Source organism: Desulfocicer vacuolatum DSM 3385 (assembly GCF_900176365.1).
In the GTDB taxonomy this organism is placed as follows: domain Bacteria; phylum Desulfobacterota; class Desulfobacteria; order Desulfobacterales; family Desulfobacteraceae; genus Desulfocicer; species Desulfocicer vacuolatum.
Genome location: NZ_FWXY01000006.1, coordinates 188149 through 210754, shown reverse-complemented (window position 1 = coordinate 210754; position 22606 = coordinate 188149). Strand labels below are relative to the sequence as shown.

Annotated in this window: 18 protein-coding genes; 6 read left to right on the top strand and 12 right to left on the bottom strand. The window is 45.2% G+C overall.

The features are described from left to right. The first annotated feature begins 23 nt into the window (after window positions 1-23). On the top strand, window positions 24-1076 hold the full coding sequence (locus B9A32_RS07660) for an HD-GYP domain-containing protein (RefSeq protein WP_084068171.1): 1053 nt from the start codon (window positions 24-26) through the stop codon (window positions 1074-1076). Window positions 1077-1123: 47 nt separating this feature from the next. Here B9A32_RS07660 and pyk read toward each other — a convergent pair whose 3' ends face one another. The 8 genes from pyk to B9A32_RS07620 all read right to left on the bottom strand — a co-directional run bounded on the left by pyk (window position 1124) and on the right by B9A32_RS07620 (window position 12938). Then, window positions 1124-2539, bottom strand: coding sequence for a pyruvate kinase (gene pyk, locus B9A32_RS07655; RefSeq protein WP_084068169.1), 1416 nt, complete (start codon window positions 2537-2539; stop codon window positions 1124-1126). 105 nt (window positions 2540-2644) lie between these two features. Next, entirely contained in the window at window positions 2645-3484 is an 840-nt protein-coding gene (locus B9A32_RS07650; protein ID WP_212637855.1) for a hypothetical protein, read from the bottom strand. A gap of 14 nt (window positions 3485-3498) precedes the next feature. Next, window positions 3499-4587, bottom strand: a complete 1089-nt coding sequence (locus B9A32_RS07645; RefSeq protein WP_084068163.1) for an AAA family ATPase — start codon at window positions 4585-4587, stop codon at window positions 3499-3501. After that, complete coding sequence (locus B9A32_RS07640; protein WP_084068160.1) at window positions 4584-5732, bottom strand: DUF262 domain-containing protein; 1149 nt, start codon at window positions 5730-5732, stop codon at window positions 4584-4586. Before B9A32_RS07640 ends, B9A32_RS07645 begins: the two co-directional genes overlap by 4 nt. Before the next feature lie 419 nt (window positions 5733-6151). Beyond that, the gene (locus B9A32_RS07635; RefSeq protein WP_084068157.1) at window positions 6152-7951 is read right to left on the bottom strand and encodes a hypothetical protein; all 1800 of its coding nucleotides are present in this window, start codon (window positions 7949-7951) and stop codon (window positions 6152-6154) included. Then, window positions 7948-8703, bottom strand: coding sequence for a hypothetical protein (locus B9A32_RS07630; RefSeq protein ID WP_084068154.1), 756 nt, complete (start codon window positions 8701-8703; stop codon window positions 7948-7950). Before B9A32_RS07630 ends, B9A32_RS07635 begins: the two co-directional genes overlap by 4 nt. A 207-nt stretch (window positions 8704-8910) precedes the next feature. Next, entirely contained in the window at window positions 8911-11433 is a 2523-nt protein-coding gene (locus B9A32_RS07625) for a mechanosensitive ion channel family protein (RefSeq protein ID WP_084068151.1), read from the bottom strand. After that, window positions 11430-12938: a sigma-54 interaction domain-containing protein gene (locus B9A32_RS07620; RefSeq protein WP_084068148.1), complete on the bottom strand. Its 1509-nt coding sequence runs from the start codon at window positions 12936-12938 to the stop codon at window positions 11430-11432. The genes B9A32_RS07625 and B9A32_RS07620 overlap by 4 nt, the downstream gene beginning before the upstream one ends. A 635-nt stretch (window positions 12939-13573) precedes the next feature. On the opposite strand from B9A32_RS07620, the gene B9A32_RS07615 reads away from it, so the two are divergent. From B9A32_RS07615 to B9A32_RS07595, 5 genes are all read left to right on the top strand, one after another. Continuing rightward, a complete protein-coding gene (locus tag B9A32_RS07615) occupies window positions 13574-13786 on the top strand; it encodes a hypothetical protein (protein WP_139795752.1) in 213 nt (70 codons plus the stop codon). 201 nt (window positions 13787-13987) lie between these two features. Continuing rightward, entirely contained in the window at window positions 13988-14377 is a 390-nt protein-coding gene (gene speD / locus B9A32_RS07610) for an S-adenosylmethionine decarboxylase (RefSeq protein ID WP_084068143.1), read from the top strand. Further along, complete coding sequence (locus B9A32_RS07605; protein WP_084068140.1) at window positions 14358-15470, top strand: GNAT family N-acetyltransferase; 1113 nt, start codon at window positions 14358-14360, stop codon at window positions 15468-15470. The genes speD and B9A32_RS07605 overlap by 20 nt, the downstream gene beginning before the upstream one ends. After that, the gene (locus tag B9A32_RS07600; protein ID WP_084068137.1) at window positions 15448-16746 is read left to right on the top strand and encodes an ATP-grasp domain-containing protein; all 1299 of its coding nucleotides are present in this window, start codon (window positions 15448-15450) and stop codon (window positions 16744-16746) included. Before B9A32_RS07605 ends, B9A32_RS07600 begins: the two co-directional genes overlap by 23 nt. Window positions 16747-16749: 3 nt before the next feature. Further along, window positions 16750-18018 (top strand): diaminopimelate decarboxylase family protein, encoded by a 1269-nt coding sequence (locus B9A32_RS07595; protein WP_084068134.1) that lies wholly within the window; start codon window positions 16750-16752, stop codon window positions 18016-18018. 369 nt (window positions 18019-18387) lie between these two features. Here B9A32_RS07595 and pylB read toward each other — a convergent pair whose 3' ends face one another. The 4 genes from pylB to pylSn form a co-directional block, all read right to left on the bottom strand. Continuing rightward, window positions 18388-19566: a methylornithine synthase PylB gene (gene pylB / locus B9A32_RS07590; RefSeq protein ID WP_232367078.1), complete on the bottom strand. Its 1179-nt coding sequence runs from the start codon at window positions 19564-19566 to the stop codon at window positions 18388-18390. 126 nt (window positions 19567-19692) lie between these two features. Then, entirely contained in the window at window positions 19693-20493 is an 801-nt protein-coding gene (locus B9A32_RS07585) for a dihydropteroate synthase (protein WP_084068131.1), read from the bottom strand. Window positions 20494-20531: 38 nt separating this feature from the next. Continuing rightward, on the bottom strand, window positions 20532-21164 hold the full coding sequence (locus tag B9A32_RS07580; RefSeq protein WP_084068128.1) for a cobalamin B12-binding domain-containing protein: 633 nt from the start codon (window positions 21162-21164) through the stop codon (window positions 20532-20534). Between the two features lie 413 nt (window positions 21165-21577). Next, complete coding sequence (gene pylSn, locus B9A32_RS07575; protein WP_084068125.1) at window positions 21578-21928, bottom strand: pyrrolysine--tRNA(Pyl) ligase small subunit; 351 nt, start codon at window positions 21926-21928, stop codon at window positions 21578-21580. Window positions 21929-22606: the final 678 nt, after the last annotated feature.

Sequence of the window (22606 nt, the reverse complement as noted above, 5' to 3'; positions counted from 1 at the left end):
TTTTGAAATTAAGGACTTAATCCATGAAAACCATTAATGACTGTACCATTCTCGTGGTGGATGACACCCGGGCCAACGTCACCGTACTTGTCCAGGCACTTAAAGAAATCTATAAACTGGGGGTGACCCTTAATGGTGAAGATGCCATCCGGTTTGCCCGGGAAAAACAACCGGACCTCATCCTTCTGGACATTGTCATGCCCGGCACCGACGGGCTTGAGGTGTGCCGACGGCTCAAAGCAATGCCCGACACCCGGGATATCCCCATCATCTTCATCACTGCCATGGATGATCTGAGCCATAAAACCAAGGGGTTTGAATTTGGTGCCGTGGATTACATCACCAAACCCTTTGATGTCACAGAAGTCAAGGCCCGGGTGAAAACCCATCTCACCCTGAAGCTTGCCCAGGAGGCCCTTAAAAATCAAAATACCATATTGGAAGAGATGGTCAGAGAACGCACCATGGAGCTGAGAAAGGCCCAGATAGAGGTGATCAGCCGTCTGGGAAAGGCTGCAGAGTATCGGGATCAAGATACCGGTGCCCACATAAACCGCATGAGTAAATACTGCCGGATCATGGGCAAGGCCCTGGGGTTGTCCCGGGAAGAATATGAACGCCTGGACCTTGCATCCACCATGCATGATGTGGGGAAAATAGGCATTTCCGATAATATTCTGCTCAAACCCGGTAAGCTGGACGGAGATGAGTGGAAATCCATGAAAGGTCACACCCGCATTGGCGAACAGCTGCTTTCCGGGGGCTCCTCCCAGCTGCTGGAAGTGGCCCGTATCATTGCCATGACCCACCATGAAAAATGGGACGGCACAGGATATCACCAGCATCTCAAGGGCGAGGAAATTCCCCTGGCTGGACGTATCACCTGCATCTGTGATGTGTTTGATGCCCTGATCTCCCGGCGGCCCTACAAAGAACCCTGGCCCGTGGACAAGGCCCTGGAAGAGGTCAAACGGGGCAAAGGCACCTTTTTTGACCCGGAACTTGTGGATCTATTTATCTCCCTCCAGCCGGAAATCATGAAAATTGTTGAGGCCCACCAGGATGAAATTCTTTGATCCGCCCGGCCCGCCCCATAACCTGAAACCCAGAACCCAAAACCTATTCAGCACACCCGGGGCACCATGCTTCCGGCAGTACTGATTTCAATATAAGAGGCCCCATGCTCACACCCGAAATGACCGGCCAGGACAGTAATTAAATCCCCCGGCTCAAATTTTCCCTCATCCACCAGCCGCCGGATGGTCTTCCGGATGGGGTCTGTATTAAAATCCTGACGCTCAATAAAATCGGGGAACACCCCAAAAGAAAGGCCCATGACCCGCATGATCTGTTCATCATAGATCTGGGCATAAATGGGGTTATCCCCCCGGTAGGCGGCAATGGCCAAAATGGTCTGGCCGGAGATGGAATCTGCCACAATGGCCCGGGTGTTTAAACGCATGGAAGCCTTAACCGCTGATTTGGCAAGATAAGCTGTGACTTTATTTTCCAGAAGATAGGGCGTATCCAAAAATGACACCCTATCGGCTTCAACCTCTTCGGCAATGCGGGCCATGGTCTGTACTGCCTCCAGGGGATACCGCCCATTGGCTGTCTCCCCGGACAGCATCAGGGCGTCGGCATGATCCAGGCAGGCATTGGCCACATCAGACACCTCGGCCCGGGTGGGGCGGGGGGAATGAATCATGGAGTGGAGCATTTGGGTGGCTACAATCACCGGACGATGGCGGTTAATGCAGGTCTTAATCATTTTCTTCTGGATCAAAGGAATTTTTTCCGCAGGAATTTCCACTGCCAGATCCCCCCGGGCAATCATCACCCCATAGGCCACATCCAGTATTTCATCAAGATTATCCACCCCTTCCCGGTTTTCAATCTTGGCAATGATCTTTATGCGACTTTGTTTTTCATCAAGGATTTTCTGCACGGCCAGGACATCCTCCTTGTTGCGCACAAAGGAGTGGGCAATGAAATCGAGATTCTGCTCTGCAGCAAAACGGATAAAGTCTTTGTCCTTCCGGCTCAGGGCCGGTAATTTCACGTGCACCGACGGGATATTCACACTTTTTTTTCCCTGGATCACCCCGTCGTTTTCCACGGAGCAATGGAGGAAAACATCATCTTTGTCCGTGACGGTTAAAGCCACATCGCCATCATCAATGAGCACCGAGCTTCCCACCGGGATATCCCGGACAAAATCCTTATGGGAGACACAGATGATATCCCCTGCACATTGTCCCAGGGGATCCCCCATGATGCGCACCCTGTCCTCGTAACTCACCTTCAGGGGCTGATCCGCCACACAGGTTCGTATTTCAGGACCTTTGGTATCCAGAAGGATCGCAATTTTATTGGATATTCCCCGCACAGCTGTGATGACTTTCATGGCAGAATCATGGGTCATGTGGGCCGTGTTAAGCCTCACCACATCCATGCCTGCCCGGTGAAGGGCTGTTAAAAAATCGTGCTGACAATGAAGGTCTGATATGGTGGCAACTATTTTTGTTTTTCTTGGCATTTTGTCTCCTCTTTAACAAAATAATCCCGACAAAACCGATGGTTTTCCCCATCGGAGAGCTCATGGGGTTCAGGCAAGGGTAAATACTTAATGACAAATGGAACGTTAACTGAATTGTTTCTCTAAGATTTCAGCAATTTTTTCAGTTTCTCGGATATTTCTACCGGTGGTTTGAACGATAAGCCCCAACCCCTGATCGGTATGGGGTAACACAATTTCTATCAAACCGTTGGCATCTGTTGATTTAATAAAATTCCGACACTTTGGATTAAAGGGGAGAGAATTGACAATCTCCGTAATATAAGGGGATTTTGTTAAACGATTTGAAAATTTCAGTAAGACATCTTTCCCATGATCATGGCGTAATGATATCCGTTTTTCGTTTATTTCAAGGGTAGTTTTAATCAGGTAAACGGGTTGATGAAACTCTATCCATTCTTGGAAAACCTGTAGTTTAAAATGATGGGAATTTGATACAGATAAAACTGTCTCAAAATTCGAGCCCAGACCATTATCTGAAATTTCTAATCCATGCTCAATCTGTTTCCAAAAACTTTCTGATTCAAATCCGATGCAAACAGTATCATTTAAGTATGCTGAAGCCAATCCGATGGCCTCTTTCTTATCTCCATGATGATTCAATTTATAGCTTTTCTCAAGATAGAGATCTTCTTCCGGAGTATTGGGATCAATAAACGGATGTCGTCCAAGCCCTAAAAGCAGGGCACCAACGGTACGTCCTTTGGGATTTTTGCAAAAATCTTGTAACGAGATGGAATCCGTCAATTGCAGTTCTCCAATATGATTTTCAAGTCGTATTCTTTTGTCAAAAATGACGGGTCTTGCCTTATAAGTTTGCAGGAACTGCGTGACACGTTGATAGGCTTCACGGAAATCGGCGGCCAAGGGAAACTCGGTTAGCTCGTTAAATACAAGATCCTTCATTTTGCCCTTAACGTTCATATCAGCCTCAGCAATTGATTGTTCCACTCTTCCAAAAAGCCTTCCGGATATTCACTCAATTCTCCGTTTTTATCGATTAAAATATTGATGATATCTGTATATTGCTCTGTTTCCGTTGTCACTTTATGAAACCATGGGCATTGAGTTTCTGAGGGAGGAATAATTCCTTCTTTAACTGCGACTCGAATACCATTGATAACATGGTCGCTGTGGGTTTCAACTATAATCTGGGCACCGGAGGATGCTGCAAGAGCCATGAGTTTACCAAGTTTAGCCTGTCCTTGTGGATGAATATGGGCTTCGGGATTTTCTATAATAATCAGTTGATCTTTTTCGGCAATCAGCAATGCCACCACAATGGAAAGCGCACATGTGATGCCGAATCCAACATTGGTTGGTTTAAATGGCTGAGTTCTTCCTTTTTGGAGCTCAAATTCGTATGTTAATAGCATTTTATCAGCACCGGGAACTTCAGTTACGTTAATTTTAACCCCGGGTGATAACTCTCCAAGCCAGGCATTGACCTGGTTTACAAGAAATGAAGATGGTATTGAAGGATGTAAGCGTCGAGGCTCTATTTTTAATCGATGCCCGTTTACTGAAAGAAAATGGGAGGTATATTCTCCCAAAGCGCCAAGAAGGCCCTGCTTCACGGAGTTTTGAGACATATCGTACATAATGGATGGTCCGAGACGATCCGCTGATATGTATTGAAGATTTTCAATATATGGGGATATATCTGTTTCAGACTTAGACGATGAGATACGATCCAAATAATTGCTTTCCGGCATCCATTCAAATTCATAGGTTGCCAACTGCTCTTCATTCCATTGAAGAGAAAAGGCCAGCACTTCATCCTCGGCAAATTGATACAAAGCATCGGAGCCTTTGCCGATATTCACAAGCGCCCCCGTGAGCGCTAATTTTTCTGTGCGAATCAGCTGACTTTGCCTCAGCAGCAGCAACACTTGAATTAAAGAACTTTTGCCCATGCCGTTCAGGCCAGCAAAAATATTCAGCCTCTTCAAAGGCAGGTCAATATTCTTAAGGGATTTAAAATTGTGGACACGAATGTTGTCAATCATTTAGCATCTATTATCTCTTTGATAAGTTGTTGAACTTTAAAAAAACGATTTATGACTCGGCCTTTGTCACCGGTTGTCTGGGAAACAGATGAAATGAAACCTTGATCAGTTTTACATAATTGTGCAAATTTATTGAGTACCATATCCCTTTTTTCAATTAACAATTGTCTCTCATTATCTGACAACCTGGCCAATGCAACAGCCCAAATTTCAAAAATTGACTTGTTGATCGGTTTTCTTCTGTCAGGATATAAATCCGCTTTTCTAAAATTCCATTTTCCAAAAATTTGTGTTGATGCTGCCATGGATTTTCGAAATAATTCTTTGATAAAATTCCGTTCATCTTCCGTTTTGACAGAAATTTTTTCCATGGATTCATTCAAAAATGAATCCAGATCCGGGACATAATCCTTGGGAGGGGTAATAAAAAACGCAACAAACCGATTTACAAATTCTCTATCAAGCATTCTTTGGGAACTTATTTTTTTATCTGTAGCTTCTTTGAATTCTTTAAGTGTTGCAAGATCATTGATGAAGGTTGACGGAACGCCCTGATAAAGGGCGTGTCTTATTTCCTGTGATTTGAGCACCATTCCACCGGTATTTATGCGTTTAAAAATATTGTATTTTACATTTTTGGGTGTACCCGGATTAATGATATATGCTGTAACCTGGGTTTGATCGATAATTCGTCGCAGCGGTCTATCAAGATCAGAATAGTGCTTACCCTCAAGTTTTTGCAAAAATTCAAGTCCGGTCAAAGGAAGATTTTCATCCACGATAAATTCTTGAAAACAATTCAACCGTTGCAAACCATCCACCACCAGCCATTTGTTCTCATTTTCATCACCGGCATCAAAATAAAATGAAGGTAATGGAAATTTCACCAAAATGGATTCAATCAATTGACTTTGCTGAACCGGAGACCATAAATTTCCACTTCTTTGGAATTCTGTATTTAAATCGATTTCCGAAGGGGATTGTTTCAGCATATCAACCAAATTTGAAATTGTAGGAAACTCTCTTTTAATATTTATCAAAGAAGGGTTAAAAGGTTCTCTCATTAATTCAGAACCAGATCCTTCGTCCTCTTCTTCAACAGAAACTTCCCGGTACAGATCTGTATTGTCGTTGTTGTCGATCATTGACTATCCTTGATCTCAGTATGGTTCTTTTTTATATGATTCAATTACCCTCAGCAGCGTCCTTGAGGGGCAATGAAATTCGCCAACTGGGCAGTCTACTGTTCCAGGCCAGCCCCATTTACCTCTCGGAGACGGCATAATATCACTTTCTATGTCCGTTATGTCTGCCATGTCCGCCAGGAGGTGGGATTTTAAGATACCTCCAACACTTTTTCATACTTCGTTGTGGGCAGAATCAGATCAGAATACAGGCTGCCCGTGGCAGTTATTTGTTTACAAAGCTAATTCCATTTTGCAAAAATTTACATTTCCCCAGTTCAAATTTTTTTTCAACAGTTTAGGTTCAACATCTATCACAGCAACTGGCCCATACTGCCTTAATTGTGTATTGAAATCAAATGAGTAATGCATTTTATTTATTATGCATGATCACAAGGGATGGGGCTTGTGACCATCTTCCACAACCACATCAATTTTTCATAAACAAATGCTACGACCTCCTGGGTCGTCAGCGGAAGATTGCCTTCAGCCGCCTTTAAATAAAGGTAATAAGCGCCGTATATTTTTGCCGCCTGCTGTCTGTCAAGACGAATGATGTGAAGATGGCTCTGTTCTGCCTTTAAAAATTCCGGAGCTGTTTGCCAGCCTTTTCCGGGAATCTCCTTGAGCTCCGGCGTCCTGAAAAAAACGGTTTTGGCATCTTTGTTGTTTTGTTGTATGATTTCCGATTGCCTTTGTACGGCCTGCCACCGCTTCCAGTGAGAGCCGCTTTCCAGGCCAAAGTAAATTTTCCGGCCCTCCATTGTCCAGAAAAGAGAAAAATACGCGTTATCGTGTCCCAGTTTTTCAATGGAAACATCCGGGTTAACACGGGCCACTTCATGGACAAGCCAATAAAATGTATTTGGATCAAAAAGGATATTTTTAGAACGGGTTGACACGATTTCCACACTGTTCAGATAATATGTGTCAATATTCCGGGAGGGACTGTTTTCCCCCATTACAATGTCCCATTGCCGACTGCATTTCTGAAGGAAATAACGCACCCCCACCTCAGCCCGGACTTTAAAAAGTTCTTCCAGCCAATGTTGATTGCCGATCAGCCGATCATGGGCCTTTCTGTTAAAGGAACAGCTCCTGAATTCAATCAATTCCATGCCCTGGGGCCGGGTAAGCCCCTCAAGTTCCATGGGCAGGCTCAGGCGATTTAAAAAAGCCTCTTCCCAATGCTCTTTGATGCGATGGTTCCACGGGGTATGATTTGCCGTTATCACGGTCATCTGGTTACAGCTTTCATCCACAAGAACCTGAATAACTGATCCCAGGGCCTTGGCAAGGGTTCTATCCTTTCCGTAGTTTTCTGTCTGGTCAAAGGAAAAAATAAAGGGCCTGAAAAAACCGGCCAGCTTACAAAAGTCAAGGATTCTGTGTTTACAGATTTCGCCGGCTTCTCTGTTTCCCATATCAAAACCGGGAACATCCCGGTTCCTAATACCGATGTCCAGGGCCATATCCCGATCCAGACTGCTGCCCAAAAGCCATGCCTCGCAGGCATCCCGCAGCTTGACATTATTGATATAAACAGATGTAAACAAAACGTAGAGCCAGCTCACAGGAGAGGCATACAACCGGATTCCCTTTTGATTTACCTGATCAGCCAGCTTTGGAATGAGACAAAACATCTTTTTAAGAAACCCATGGCTTTTTTTCAGATCTTTAATGGTCAAGTTTTGAAGAATGTTTGTAAAGTTTTTATTTTTGGGGAAAATATGCCCGGCTTTAACAGCTTCGGTGATCAGAGAGACCATCACACCATGGGCAAACACTTCAAGCTGGGAAGGTTTCTCTTCACTGGTGCATTCATAGTTCACATCATCGGGGAAATTCAATTCCTGAACCGTTTTAAGAAGAATGGATTTCCAGCAGGTGGACGCATTTTCAAAGGGCCTGACATAAACCAGCGTTGCCTTCCCGGAAATAATCCGGAATAATCGTCCTATCAGGTGTGATTTACCATAGCCCGCCTGGGGAGAGATCACAAACTGGGCATGGGGCAGTTTGGATTTTCGCGGGATCTCTCCTTCTTGAAGAAGCTTAAACCTGGAAAGCAGACGATCCAGATTTTTTTCATTCAAACCCGAAACCGCCTGTTCTTCAACCTGACGCGGTTCGGAAACAATGTCATTTTCAAAGGGATTAATTATGGCAATGTGGTTCACAGGATCTCCTCCTGTAATTTAAAACGAACAAGCAGGTGGGGGGTGCCGTCGATGTCGATGGAACAGGAGCGAATCTCTTTCGAAGACAAAGACCAATCCCCAAAACTGAGCACCGCAGAGCCCTTTTTACTTTCATTTAACAAAAAAGGCTCAAGAATCTCCATCTCCACGCCCAGCGCCTGTTGCAACCGATAAATTTCAATATTGGAATAGCCTGTCCGGGATGTGATTTCCATGTATGCACTGAGTACCTTTTGTCTATCCATATCTGTTTTTGGGGTTTTAAACAGTGATGTCAAATGCTGGTCTGTGGAGGGAAAGGAACTGATTATTGTCGGTACATGGAGGTGAAAAATGGCATTGCCGTGCTTAAGTTTCATCAATTGACGGTTTTTGATCAGCCAATCAATGGCCCGTTCCAGCTCTTTTTTCACTTTTCCCGGTAAGCCTTTATTGAACTGAGCTGTCAGCTGTCCTTTGCTCAATAGTTTGTTTCCCTGGGAAGTGAGAATTTTCTCCACCTTTTGACAGGCCCGTTCCAGGGGATTGTCAAATTCCTTTAGCACATACAGGTACCTGCCCCGGCCTTCGAGATTAACGATTTTACTCTCATTTTCAAGCTCGTTAAGGGCCTGTTTTTTTAATTTTGACCCATTTATTTTAAGCCCGCTCTTGTTAAGGCCTTTGACACCTGCCGTTTTGAGCAGCTTTAATAGATTTGCCTTTTGGTCGTCGATCTTTGTGGCTTGCATATGTCAACCGTCCAGGTTTTTATATTTTCTATTCCTCAGCTATTTGTATATTTTCATACCTGCAATCAACTCATAGTGCCCTAAATCCCCATTGAAATCAAATAAGTATTCATGTATTTGATATCCACATGAAATTTATTCACCGGTTACAGCCAGTCATGCCGATAACTGAAACAATAATTGAAGCGGCAGCAACAGATCCGCATGCTAATCGCCCAAACTATCCGTCCGGGAACAAGAGATCTGAGCCTTTGGCGAAACATCCATAATATGAAGGTCTCTCTGGGGAAAGGGAATCACCACATCATGTTCCCTGAAAAGTTTGTCAATTTCAAAACGCAAATCACTTTCAGCGGTGACAAAATCATCAATGCCGGACCAGAACCGCAATTTAAAATCCAGGGAGCTCTCCCCGAAATTGAAAAACAGCACCATGGGCTTCCGGGGATAAGAATAAACGTGCTTCACCGAATCAGCAGCCTTCAGCAACAACTCTTTCACAAGTCCAGTGTCAGATCCATAGGCCACCCCCACCAGAAGATCCCTTCTGATGTAAGGATCTTGATGGCTCCAGTTCACCACCTTGGCACTGATGAATTCTGAATTGGGAATAATCAATGAAGAATTGGTATAGGTCTGCACCAGGGTGGATCGCACATTAATCTTTTTAACTTCCCCCCAGATATCTGCCACTTCCACCACATCCCCCACCTGGATGGGACGCTCAAACAACAAAATCAAGCCGCTGATGAAATTACTGAAAATATTCTGCAAGCCAAAACCAAGTCCGATGCTCAACGCCCCAAAGGCAACGGTGAGGGAGGTGGTGTCAAGACCAAAAACATTCAAACCTATGAGAATGCCGCCCCCCCATATGATATAAATGGAAATAGATATAACCGATTCCTTTGCCCCGGTGGACATCCCGCTCTCTTTTAATACATGGGCTGTCATCAATCGCTTCCACAGGCGAATAAAAAAATAGGTGGCAAGAATCACCAGCAGAAAATAAGCACACCCTGCAAGACTCAATTGAAAATTACCCATGGCATATTGCCGGTTAAAGTTCTCCCACAAAAAAGGAAAGAACAGATCGCTGATGCCCCAGGAAAAGGAAAATCCTATGACAGCAAAGGCAACAATAAAACAATAAATGCTATTGGAAAAAAGCCAGTAAAGGGGGGAAAACACCCCATGGGATTGCCGGGAATCTGACTCAAATTTGTCTTTAAATTTGCGGTCAATGTCCTTCATGGAATAAAACAGCAACACGCACACACACAAGATCACAATGGAAATTCCCCAGGAAATATACCACCAGGCAGAAAAGTACCCATACCCTGCAATCTCCGTAAAAAGACCGGCCACCACCACTGCCTTTGACCAGATGTTAAGCAATTTAATACCCAGGGAGGAGGAAGGGGGCCCGGCCTTTGCAAAATCCCTCCAGAACAGAAACACCCCCATCACAAGAATAATTTCTGAGCCTATCCTGATGAGCACCAGAAGTGAACTTTCCAGGGAGAGGAAACGATAAAACAACAAATACACAAGAGTATAAAATCTCACCCCCATGACAAAGGCATTTTTCCATTTAAACAGGGCCTTGAAAAGCTCATGTCCCTTTTCATTGACGATGAGGCGCATGGAATCTGTAGCAATCTTTGTACACAAAGCAACGATTAACAGGGTCTTAAAAAAATTAATAATATCTGGAAAAACCACATAAAAAATGCTTTTGGACAATGTGACGGTGAGGCATATCCAGAATATATAAAAAAGGGCATCCTCAAATACAATGATAGGGTAACCTGTTCGCCGGGAAATAATCTCAGCATACCCCTGCTTATGTCTCATCAGCTTCAGGCTTTTCCTGAAAAAAAAGCAGATCAGAAGGAAAACCCCCAGAATAACGATACTTTTCAAGTTCGTCTGTTCCTGGAGCTGATTCCATCTCAAGGACAATTGTTCCCTGCTAAACAGCTGCTTCACCGTTGAGAAGCAAAGCATCATCTCCTTTACCACGGTGGTGGGAAAAAAGGTTTTTATCTTAATTTCATTGCGCTGGAGCAGTCGGCCGCCTTTTCTGTCTTTCAGCTCCTTTTTCAAGGTCACCCGAAGTTCTTTAAGGGCCATGAGCAGGTCATTTTCCGATTCTATCTCCAAGGTTACAACATCCAGGATGGTGTGCAATACTTTTTTCTGTTTTTCCAGAAGCACCCGGTAGGTTTTAAATTTTTTGATATCCGCCGCTCTGTCAGTGCTGTCTCCGTCCGCAATTTCCCCGGGCATGGATTCTGCTTCTTTGATCCTCTCATCAATGAGGATGATTTTGTCATGGACCCCTGAAAGGTTTTGATGAATTTTTTCCTCTCGCTCCCGGGATTTTTCAAGTTTTGATTGAACCAGGGTGGTGGTTATGTCCACCTCTTCCAGCCCCTTTCCAATGACCGAGGTGCTGATATCAGGAACAATGAGAAAATTTCGAAGAGAATTAATCTGGGTCCGGTAAACCTGCTGCTGTGCCATGAGTTCTTCAAATATTTTCTTTTCCACCAAAAAATCTTCTTCCAGGGTGCCCAGGGTATCTTTGGCAGCCTCAACGGCTTGGTCAAACTGCACCAGGATGGGTTTATCCTCCACAGATGGGGCTCCCGCAGGGGGTTGGGCAAAGGACAATGATGTCAGGCAGATAAAACAGAATGCCCAGAACAATATTGTTTTTTTCATTTTTTAAAGCGCTCCTTTTCTATACCCAGCTGCTTCATTTTGCTGTACAATCCTCTGGGATGAATCCCTGCCATGGTGGCAGCTTTGCCCACCCGCCCTTTTGCCTTTAAAAGCACCTGTTCAATGAAAATTTTTTCAACCTCTTTTACTACCTCCTGCCTCACTTGGGGAAGGGTTTTTCCCTCCCACTCGCTGACATTAAACATAATGTTTGCCTGATTACAAAGGGAAACATCCTGCAAATTTTGCCCGGTATCCAGAGGATAAGAGTCCCCGGAAGCCCTGCCGGATCCAGAGGTGGAAATATTGTTTTCATTTTCGTGATCTCCCCCCGTTAAAATTCCTTCTGGTAAATTTTTCAGGGTAATGATATTGCCCCGGCACAGAAGCATGGCCCTTTCAATGACATTCATCAACTCCCTGACATTTCCAGGCCAGGCATACCGGGTCATCACCATGACCGCATCATCTGAAATCCCCAGCACATCCCGCCCGATGCGTTTCCGATAATGGGAAATAAACGTTCGAATCAGGGCAGGAATATCTTCTTTTCTGCTGCTGAGGGGTGGAATGGTCAAAGAAATAACGCTGATGCGGTAAAACAGATCCCGCCGAAACCGTCCCTGCTCAATCTCCTGTTCAAGATCTTTGTTGGTGGCGGCAATGACCCTTACATCCACCCAGGTGGGTTCCTCGCTGCCAATGGGAACAATCTCATACTCCTGGAGAACCCGGAGGAGCTTGGTTTGAAGATGCAGGGGCATATCCCCGATCTCATCCAAAAAAATGGTACCGCCATGGGCCAGTTCAAAACTTCCCCGACGGGCACGGATGGCACCGGTAAAAGCCCCCTGCCCATGCCCGAAGAGTTCACTTTCCAAAAGTTGTTCCGGAAGCGCTGCGGTATTCACGGCAATAAATGGGCCATTGGAACGGGGACTTTCGGCATGGATGGCCTTGGCCAGATGTTCCTTTCCCACCCCGGTTTCCCCGAGAATCAACAAAGTTGTATCGCTTGTTACGACCTGATGCACCTCTTCCATGAAAATCTGCATCTGCTGGCTTTCCGATATAAAATCACTGAGTTTAGGCTTCAACCGCCCCTTGCGATCATAGCGATCCATGAGGTTATACTGCCGGCGTGAGTCAATAACAGTCTCCATAACCTCAACAAGTCTGGAAAAAACAACTCCTGAATAGATGACAGAATCTGCCCCTGCTGCCAGGAGACGGGCATGATCGGCAGAGGACTCATTGCCATGAAGAATGATGGTCATGGGATTTTCCGGAAGATTATTCAATATGGAAAGCCCCGATTCCACCGGTTGGGGGATCATGGTATCGCTGATGAGAAAAATATCGGCACAACTTCTCACCAGGGATTGCCAGGCAGTGTTGCTGGCGCCAAAATGCTTGATTTGAAGATCAGAGAGAAAATCCAGCTTTCCCGCTATTTTTGTTTCCAGCTTTTTATCATCAATGGCCAGGGCCAGTCTGAGCAACATGTGGTTCTCCTGAAATCCCCGGCAATGGGTCTGCCTGGAACGATTTTCATAAAAATAATTCGGTATTAATTAAGCATATTTTAGATTTTCGGTATTTTATACCCTATTTTCATGGAGATATTAAAGAAAAAAAATACCATTTTTAAAAACACAACGAAACAAAACTTGTTATTCATAATAATATCAAACCCATACACAAATATCATTCAGATGGCATATCCTTTGCTAATCATAAAACGTACACAGATATGGGGACGTTAATCATAAGATACCCCGATTGCCAGCAACCCCAAAGGCTTCTTGGGTGAGAATGGATATCAAATGGACATTATTTTTTCATATAACCGCCACGGGCGGACTGCATTCCGATCCGGTTCCACCCCAACAAAGCTTACAGACACCCCTGGTTTGCGGAGTATTTCATATAACCGGGCATGTCCTGTGGGACACAACAGATATAGGGTCGTAGACGCGGAGCCAAATGGTATTATACCGCCGCCGCCCCCGATGGGCAATGGGCCCGAACCGGAACTGTAGACAGCTCAATTGTCCGGTTCCTATTCCCCATCGGGGGGGGCGGCTCTGCTGAGGTTGCCTTGGAGGCTGCCTTTTCATATAAAAAAGAGATCAAAAAAATGAAAAAAGCCAAAAACAGATACATTAAAAACAGCGACGGCAGCAAAAAATCAATTTTGAAATTCAAGGACACAGTTGATGATGAATTTTATGGCGATGAGAATATAACAAAATCAAAAAAACGTAAAAATGTGGGCAAGAGGTTCCATCGTAAAAAAACTGCCAAAGATGATTTTCTGGACAATGAGTTAAGGAATAAAGACAGGCGGTAAACAAAAAATGTTTACCACTCCAGATCTCGTATTGAAAACAGTTTTAGGAACAACAACACTTGAAAATTGCTATTGCTGGACAGAAATTTTCTTTTAAACGCCACGGGCAGACCTTATTCTGACCTCGGTCTGCCCACAACAAAGCCTGAGATACTCCCTTGGCTTGCGGAGTCTTTTTTATAAAAAATAAGGAGTTTAAATATGGGAATTGTTGCATTCAAAAATATTGCACCGGTCCGGGATGCATGGGGCATTGCGTCATCCATCGATATCTATGGCTGCAATCCGGAAAAAATTCGGAATGCTGATTATATTAAACAATTTGTCAAAGATCTGTGTGATCTCATAGAGATGAAACGATTCGGCGATACCCAGGTGGTTCACTTCGGAGAAGACGAAAAAGTGGCAGGTTTTTCCATGGTTCAACTCATTGAAACATCCCTGATCTCCGGGCATTTCGCAAATTTGACCAACACTGTATATCTGGATGTTTTCAGCTGCAAAACCTATGATCCGGAAGTGGTAAAAATCTTTTCCCAGGAATATTTTGAAGGTGCGGCCATTTTATCCAATGTCACCCACCGAAAATAAATACATGAAAACCATTGGCACCATAGAGGACGCCCCCACCTGTGCCCGATTATGGAAACATTTTTACCCCCGGAGCACTGTTTTTGATCTTTGGGAGGTCAGAGAAATTTTTGCCCGGCACTTTGGAAGAAGGCACTGCTTTGTGGTGCATTATACCGATGAAAAAGACAATGTTTCTCCCGGAGAAAACGGTGTGAGGCTTAAAATCAAGGACAGTGACATCAATGCCATAGACGGTGTACTGCCCCTGTCCTGGATTGAAGAAAAAAAAGAATTTGCCTTTTTCCCCGGAGAAACCTGGAAGGATCGAACCTGGCTTGAGCAAAACAAAATCATTGCCCCAAACAAAGAGGTGATGACCCGGCTGATCCATGGTATTCCAGGAGCTGCAGAGCTTCGCTATCTGTGTCCGCCCCCCTGGGAAACCGGGGATAAAATTGGCCAAAATGGGACAAACGCGCCTGTGACAGGGTCCATGGGGGAGATGCACATTGATGAAGTGGGATATCTTTTTCATCCAGCCAACCATGGCATAAAGGAGGAACAATACCCCGCGTACCTCTTGGGTTTTGCCGGTAAATCCAGGAAAAAAATTCTGGCTGAAATTCATGCCATAGAAAAAAAAGGAGTCAAATTTCGATACAATGTCCTGGAAGACATTGAATTACTGTTCCAGTTTAACCAAGACAATTTCAAAGAAAACGGTTACTTCCATGATCCACGCTTTTTAAACGCTTTCAGGGAACTTGCCCAAATGCTGCACCAGAAAAAAATGCTGCGGGTGGTGACGGTGCTGGTGGACAATAAAACGGCAGCAGTGGACATGGCAGCAGTTTGGAACCACACCTGTTTTTTTCTGGCAGGGGGGACATCCAGAACCGTTCCCGGAATTGCAAAATTGATCAATCTTCACCACATCCAGTGGGCCTGCTCCCATACCCACCATCTGGGTGATATGCCCCTGGAAGAAATCCATAGCCTGGACTTTCTATGCGGTGACTTTGGATGGAAAGAGCGATTCCACCTCTCTCCCCGGCCATTGTATAAAATAATTGTACCTGAAAAAGGACATGGATATGCCCCTTTGTCATAAAATTGCTGTGGTGGGAACCACTCCAGACTATATTGATCTTTTACGAAAAAAAGCACCGGAACAATTGTTGTTCATCACCCAGACTGGGCTTGAAAAAAGTGATCGGCAAGAGGTTCTCCCTGCCCAAGAGGAGATGTTGTGCGAGCTTTCCCGCCCGGAAGCAGTAATGGAACAGCTGAAAAAACACTTGAAGAATCATAGTCTTGCCATCAATGGAATCGCCTGTTTTGACTGTGAATCCATGATGCTTGCGGCATATTTGGCAAGGGAGCTGAATCTTTCTTACCATTCTCTTCAAACCATAAAGGCCTGTAGAGATAAATCGGTGACACGCAGTCTATGGCAGCAAAACGGCATTGAGACACCCAGGGCCCAACGCATTGCTTCGGCCCCGGCGGCCATGGCATTCCTGGCTCAAATGGAAGGGCCTTGCGTACTCAAACCGGTGGAGGGCAGTGGCAGTGAACGGGTATATCGCTGCGATACAGCCCTTGCCTGTGAAACAGCCTGGTACACCATCTGTAGCCTTCAAAAACAAACCGATGTCATCATGGAAACCTTTGTGGAGGGAAACGAGTACAGCTGTGATTTTTTAATGACTCCCCAGGGAGCCCGTCCCATCCGATTCACCCGGAAAATTCATTCCCCCATACCCGTGTTCGGCACCATCATGGCCTATGAACTGGTGAATTTTCCCCGGGGTAACATTTCACCGAAAAACTTTGAACGACTCTTGACAAAAGCGGCCCGGGTACTGGGAATCAAAAGGGGTATCTGCATGCTGGATTTCATTGTTACAGAGACCGGGGCATCCCTTTTGGAAATGACACCACGCCCCGGCGGAGATTGCCTGCCCTGGCTCATTGAAAAAGGTATGAACCTTGATATACTGGCCCTGAACATCACCTTGGCGGCGCAACCTGCTTTTAAATTCCAACCCTCCAGGCGGTTCTCATCCCTGGTGGGCCTGAGAATCCATGGGCACCGAACCGGTATCCTGAAAGCCATTGACACTTCCCGCCTCATGCCAGACAACCGGGTCCGGGAGGTATACATCAAACATAAACCCGGACATATGATTCAACTGCCCCCCAAGAACTATGATTCATGGAATCTGGGACATATTCTATTCAAGCCATCACCGCTTATCTCCTGTGAGCATCAGTGTCTTCATCTTTTATCTCTTTTAAACATAGATATCTGCCATGGAAAAACACCGCCAAATGGCGGCACCCGGCAACCCCCAAAAAAGTCGCAAAGGACCATGGAAATATAAAAAATGTTTTTGCCCGTAAATACCACCCATAGAACTGAAACCGCCCCTGACTTTAGAGATGAAGAGATCACCTCCTTTGTGGAAATTTTTTTCAATAAAGGCAGGCAGTTTATTCATACCATGGGCAGCCGCCTGACCCCCTGCTATCTGTTTGAACCGGCGGTGATCACGGACAGGGCAGAAAAATTCAAACGCGCCTTTCAAAGCCACCTGCCGGACACGGGATTTTATTATGCCATGAAAAGCAATAATTTTCCCGATGTTTCCGGAACCATTCTTAAAAGCGATTTTGGACTGGATGTTTCAAGCGGTGTAGAGCTGGAGCTGGCCCTGGAACTTGGTGCCACAAACATTGTGTTCAGCGGCCCCGGAAAAACGGAAACAGAGCTTGATATGGCAGTGATGAACAATGATAAGGTGGTGGTCCTCATGGACAGTTTAACGGAACTCAAACGCCTTGAGGAGCGTGCTGCCCGGATCAATAAAAAAATCCGCACCGGGGTGCGGCTCACCACGGAACCCACTGGATTATGGAAAAAATTCGGCATTCTTCCGGAAAATCTAAATAAATTCATTCAAGCGGCAAAGGCTTGCCCCCACATCCGTTTCCAGGGGCTTCAATTTCACTCCAGCTGGAACATGGCACCTGAAAAACAGGTCAAATTCATTGAAAAACTGGGTCAGATCCTTGGCGCTCTTCCAGAACGCCATCGTGGAATGATCCGCTTTATTGATATTGGCGGAGGCTACTGGCCGGAACAGGGGGAATGGATACTTGAAACCCAGGAAATGGAAAAGCAGAGAAATGGACGGGGCAAGGCCATAAGAATCAATCCCTCAACCCCCATTGAGCATTTTGCAGAAGAAATCAGCCAGGCCCTTTTCCTGCATATCCATAATCAGATAAATTGCCGAATCTATTTTGAACCGGGACGCTGGATCAGTAATGATGCCATGCACATCATCATCAAGGTGATGGACAAAAAATATGATAATCTGGTGATCACCGACGCCGGAATCAATGCTGTGGGATGGGAACGGTTTGAAACCGACTACTTCCCGGTGCTCAATCTCAGTCAGCCAGCCATGACCGAAAAGGATTGTCTGATACTGGGATCCCTTTGTACCCCCCATGATGTGTGGGGATACCGTTACTGGGGAGAGGATATCAAGGAGGGGGACCTTCTCATGATTCCCACCCAGGGGGCTTACACTTACAGTCTTGGACAGGCGTTTATCAAGGCGGTTCCCCCGGTGCTTTCCTTTCCATAAGCGGCGTGGGGAATCAAAGTGTTGCTGCCGCGCACTTTTTCATGGGACAAGTCTTTTTGAAAATTTATATTTCATATAACTGCCACGGGCGGACCGTACTTTGATCCGGCTTTGCCCACAACAAAGCTTACATACGCCCTTGTTTTACGGAGTATTGTTATCGGCGGGCATTTCCTGTGGGACACAACAAATATAGGGTCGTAGACGCGGAGCCAAATGGTATTATACCGCCCCCCCGATGGGCAATGGGCCCGGACCGGAACTGTAGACAGCCCAATTGTCCGGTTCCTATTGCCCATCGGGGGGGCGGCTCTGCCTTAGCTTGCCTTTTCATATAAAAAAGCGCTACAGTCACAGATTTGGTAAAAATTACTTGTCCTGCACCCCCACAGTCATGCGGGTCTTCATATGGGCGTTTACCCAGGAAGCATAGGCTCCGATATCTGCCACAGTTAGTCCGCAGGTATCCAGAATGGGACTAATGGAGTCGTGGGTTCGTCTGGCATCATCAATGTCCAGGGAATTGTTGGCCACACCGGCAAGCCCTTTTTTGGGGGGCACAATGCTTGTGATAACATTGGCACCGGCATCCAATCGGCCCTTTAATCCGTCCAGACCATCCACATCCAGGGAGGCCGGGATTAATCTGTCGGGGAACAAAAGACGCATGACAGCAATGATCATCCGCTCTTTTAAGTTGTTACTGGGGAAGATATCCGACATGGGGGTTCCCTCCTGGGGCACAAAGGTCATCACCCTTACCTGGTGGGCATCCAGTTCTGCCATCATCTCCATGGAAGTGGCCAGATCATCCACAGATTCCCCCACACCGGTGAGAAGTCCCTCTTCAATGAGCATTCCAAGTTTTCCGGCATTTCGTTTTGCATCCATGCGCGCTTCAAAATCCTGACCGGGTCGAAGGCGGCTGTAAAGTTCTTTGGTGTGGGTTTCCTGGTAACAGGCATACCAGGCGACCCCTGCATGGGAAAGCATTTTTAAGGCATTTTCCGGCATAACCCCCGGAGAAATCATCACCGGCAGACCAGTCTCCTGCTGCACCTGCCCGCAAAGATCGGCAAGTCGCTCAAAACCGTTGTCACCGTCAGAAAACAACTCGGGGTCTTCCCCCATGGTCAGATCAATAAGATGGACACCGGTGTCGGCCATCTCCCTTGCGGCGGCCAGAATATCGGATTCATTTTTACGATACCGGGGAAGGGCATGGTTGGCTTCTCTGTACTGACAGAATCGACAATTATTTCGACAAAAGGTGCTGAAATAAAGAAATCCATACAAAAAAACCTTGTCTCCAAAGTGTTTTTCACGAACTTTGCGGGCCGATTCAAACAACTTTTCAATATCGGCATCATGGGAAAGGTTCAACAAAAATTTAATCTGATTTCTGTCGGCTTTACCGCCGCTTACCAGATGTTGTAAAACCTCCGGCAAATAAAAAACATTGGACTCTGTCTGCATGATTTCCTCCATGCCTGCTCTTTTTACCCAATAATCCATTTTGGGGACGGATGCCTTAAAAAACGGAAGCATTGAATTTGACTAAAAAAAATCAGGTTTTTCCAGCATTCTGTTTGCTGAAAAAACCTGATATCAACCCTACAACCATAAACCACAACTTCAGAATCTGAATGCATAATTCAGAAGGAGGTAATTGACTTAACTTACAATGGCACCGGAGCGAACGCCTTTCAGGTAATTTCCACAAAACTGGTCATTTCCAAGGAGCATATCCGCAGTTTTAATACTGGCCATGATTTTTGCATCCAGGGGATCAATGATGGCAGAATCCATACCGGCATCCATCATCAGGGTCACAAAGGTCCTGTTGATAACATGTCGCTGGGGAAGACCATAGGAAATATTGGACAATCCACCAGTGATGTGAACTTCGGGGTATTTGGCTTTAATGGCCCGCACAGCATCCAGAACCATCACACCTTTGTTGCTATCGGTGCTGATGGGCTGAACCAGGGGATCAATGTAAATGGCGTTGGTGGGGATACCGATTTTATTGAGCTCTTCCACCAGTGTTGTGGCCCGGGCAACAATATCGTCGGCAGATTCGGGCATGCCGTTATCATCCATGCAAAGGGCAATGACCTTGCATTCTTTTCCCGTAAGAAAGGGAATCATGGCCTCAAAACGATCTTTTTCCAGGCTGATGGAGTTGATCATGGGGGTTTTTTCCACCATGGCAAAGGCCATTTCAAGCACAGCAGGATCAGGGCTGTCCAATGTCAGGGGAACTGTGGAAATGGGCTGAATGGTGTCCAGCAACCATTTCATGTCTTCGGTTTCATGACCGATGCGGGCACCTGCATTTACATCAATAAAATTGGCACCGGCTTCCAGCTGTTTTTTTACATCATTAATGATATATTCTGCATCTCGCTCTGCCACAGCAGCCTGGACCAATTTCCTGGAAGTGTTAATTCTCTCTCCAATTACTTCAAACATCTTAATTTTTTCCTTTTAATAGTCTAAGGCTTTATATTTTAAGCAACAAAAGATTTGGCCATTTTAGCGGCAGACCCTGCATCAGGGGCAAATCCGTCAGCGCCGATCTCGTCACAGAAAGCCTGGGTAACAGGGGCTCCACCCACCATGATTTTTACCTGATCCCGAAGACCGCTTTCCACAATGGCATCAACGGTTTGTTTCATCATGGGCATGGTGGTGGTCAACAGGGCGGAAAGACAGACAATCTGAGCATTTTTGCTTTTGATTTCAGCAACGAAATCTTCAGGAGCAATATCCACACCCAGGTTGTGAACTGCCATACCGGCACTTTCCATCATCATGGACACCAGGTTCTTTCCAATGTCATGGAGATCGCCTTTTACGGTACCGATAATCACGCTGGCACCCTCTGTGGATTCACCTTCGCCCAGAAGGGGTTTCAGGGTTTCAACACAGCTTCCCATGGCCTGGGCTGCCATCAGTACCTCAGGAATAAACATGTCACCGTTTTCCATTTTCTCACCAACAATATCCATACCGGCAATGAGGCCCTGGTTCAAGATATCTGTTGCAGGAACTTTTTCTGCGATGGCTGCGTCTACCAGCTGGGTTACTTTGTCAGTGTCACAGGCTACCAGTGCTTCGATGATTGCGTTAAAATCTGCCATTTTTTTCTCCTTAGAAATTTTGTTTTTTTGAGGTACTTAACTTTGACATGGGACCTCAATGTTAAATTTTAAATCTTAAGCGTATTCTTAACAAGTTAATGCACATTACATGCCAATATATTTTATATTTCATCGTATCGTGATTTAATGAATATTTTTTTAATGAATTTGATATTTCAAGGCAGTTGTTAAGTGGGGGTGGGGGCAGTAGCTGTCCTAACTTTACCAAAAAATTATTTTACCTTCTCATCAATAATGGTCCAACACCAAATGCCGGATAAAATGGAATATGGATGGTGAAATCTCACACTATCCATAAAAAGATTTTAATTTTTTCTAAAATAATTGAAAATTTATCAGACAAATTCATAAAAAAATTTTAATTTAAAAACAAATCCGGCATATTTTTTCTGTCACTGCTCCTTGTCTTTCAATAGCATGGAACCCTGATGCCGTTTGAAAAGAGTGGTTGAATATTTTTCCAGTTTCCAGTCCGGTACACCGCATTTGGGGCATACCCGGCTGAACCATTTATTTCGTAACCAGCGCGCAGCCCTGCTGTTCAGGGAATTACTGATGGTGAACTCCTTATTACAATGGGTGGTCACCCGGGCGGTGTCACCTGTAATTACAAGAGAGCGCACACCATGGAGCTGTCCCGTGCGAGAGGGCCATAGCTTGATTTTATTAATCAAACTGAAAAGCGGCACCCGCTTTCTATAAAATCTTTTTTTCAAGGCCTTGGGCTGTTTTTCAGCTGCCATTTCGCCATATCTCCTTCCCCGGACAAAGTATTTCCTGTTTTAATTGGGGGTTCATATATGCTTATTCTCATTATTTTTCAAGAATAAACATTGTTTCTGCAAAACTGTTCACACCCGGTCATTCCATGGTCATCCATTGTTTTTATTTCCCACCCTTAAACCAAAAATTTCCATCAGACAAAGGCTCTGTGCCCCCATGGCCGCAAGAGTGTAAGCCGTTACACATATGTAATTGTCAATATAAACAGATGGAAAAATCGTTTTTGCACCAATGGGGACAAAAAGCGCGGAACGCTTCTCGAACCATCTTTAAATCAATTCGGTAAAAAATCTTATAATAACAGACAATTAAGAGTATCATCAAAATCGAATCAACATAACTATTTGAAATAAAAACTTTTTTTAAAAAAACAAATTCAATTCGAACCAGAAGCAATTCAAAAAGAGTTTCAAAGGGGGGGGTATCAGGATAACGCCGTCTTATCTTTCAGGCAACAGGTTGGAATAGCGGTGGCGGAGAGCCCGGGAGTCGCACCCGGCTGCATGGATTTAGAGTCCATGTGATCACATCCGATCCACCCTCCGCATTCTTAAAGATTATCTGAAAGATACATGATTAACATGTCTGTGCAGCAAATACAAGATTTATGCTGGATGATCAAGCTTTTTCCACATCAA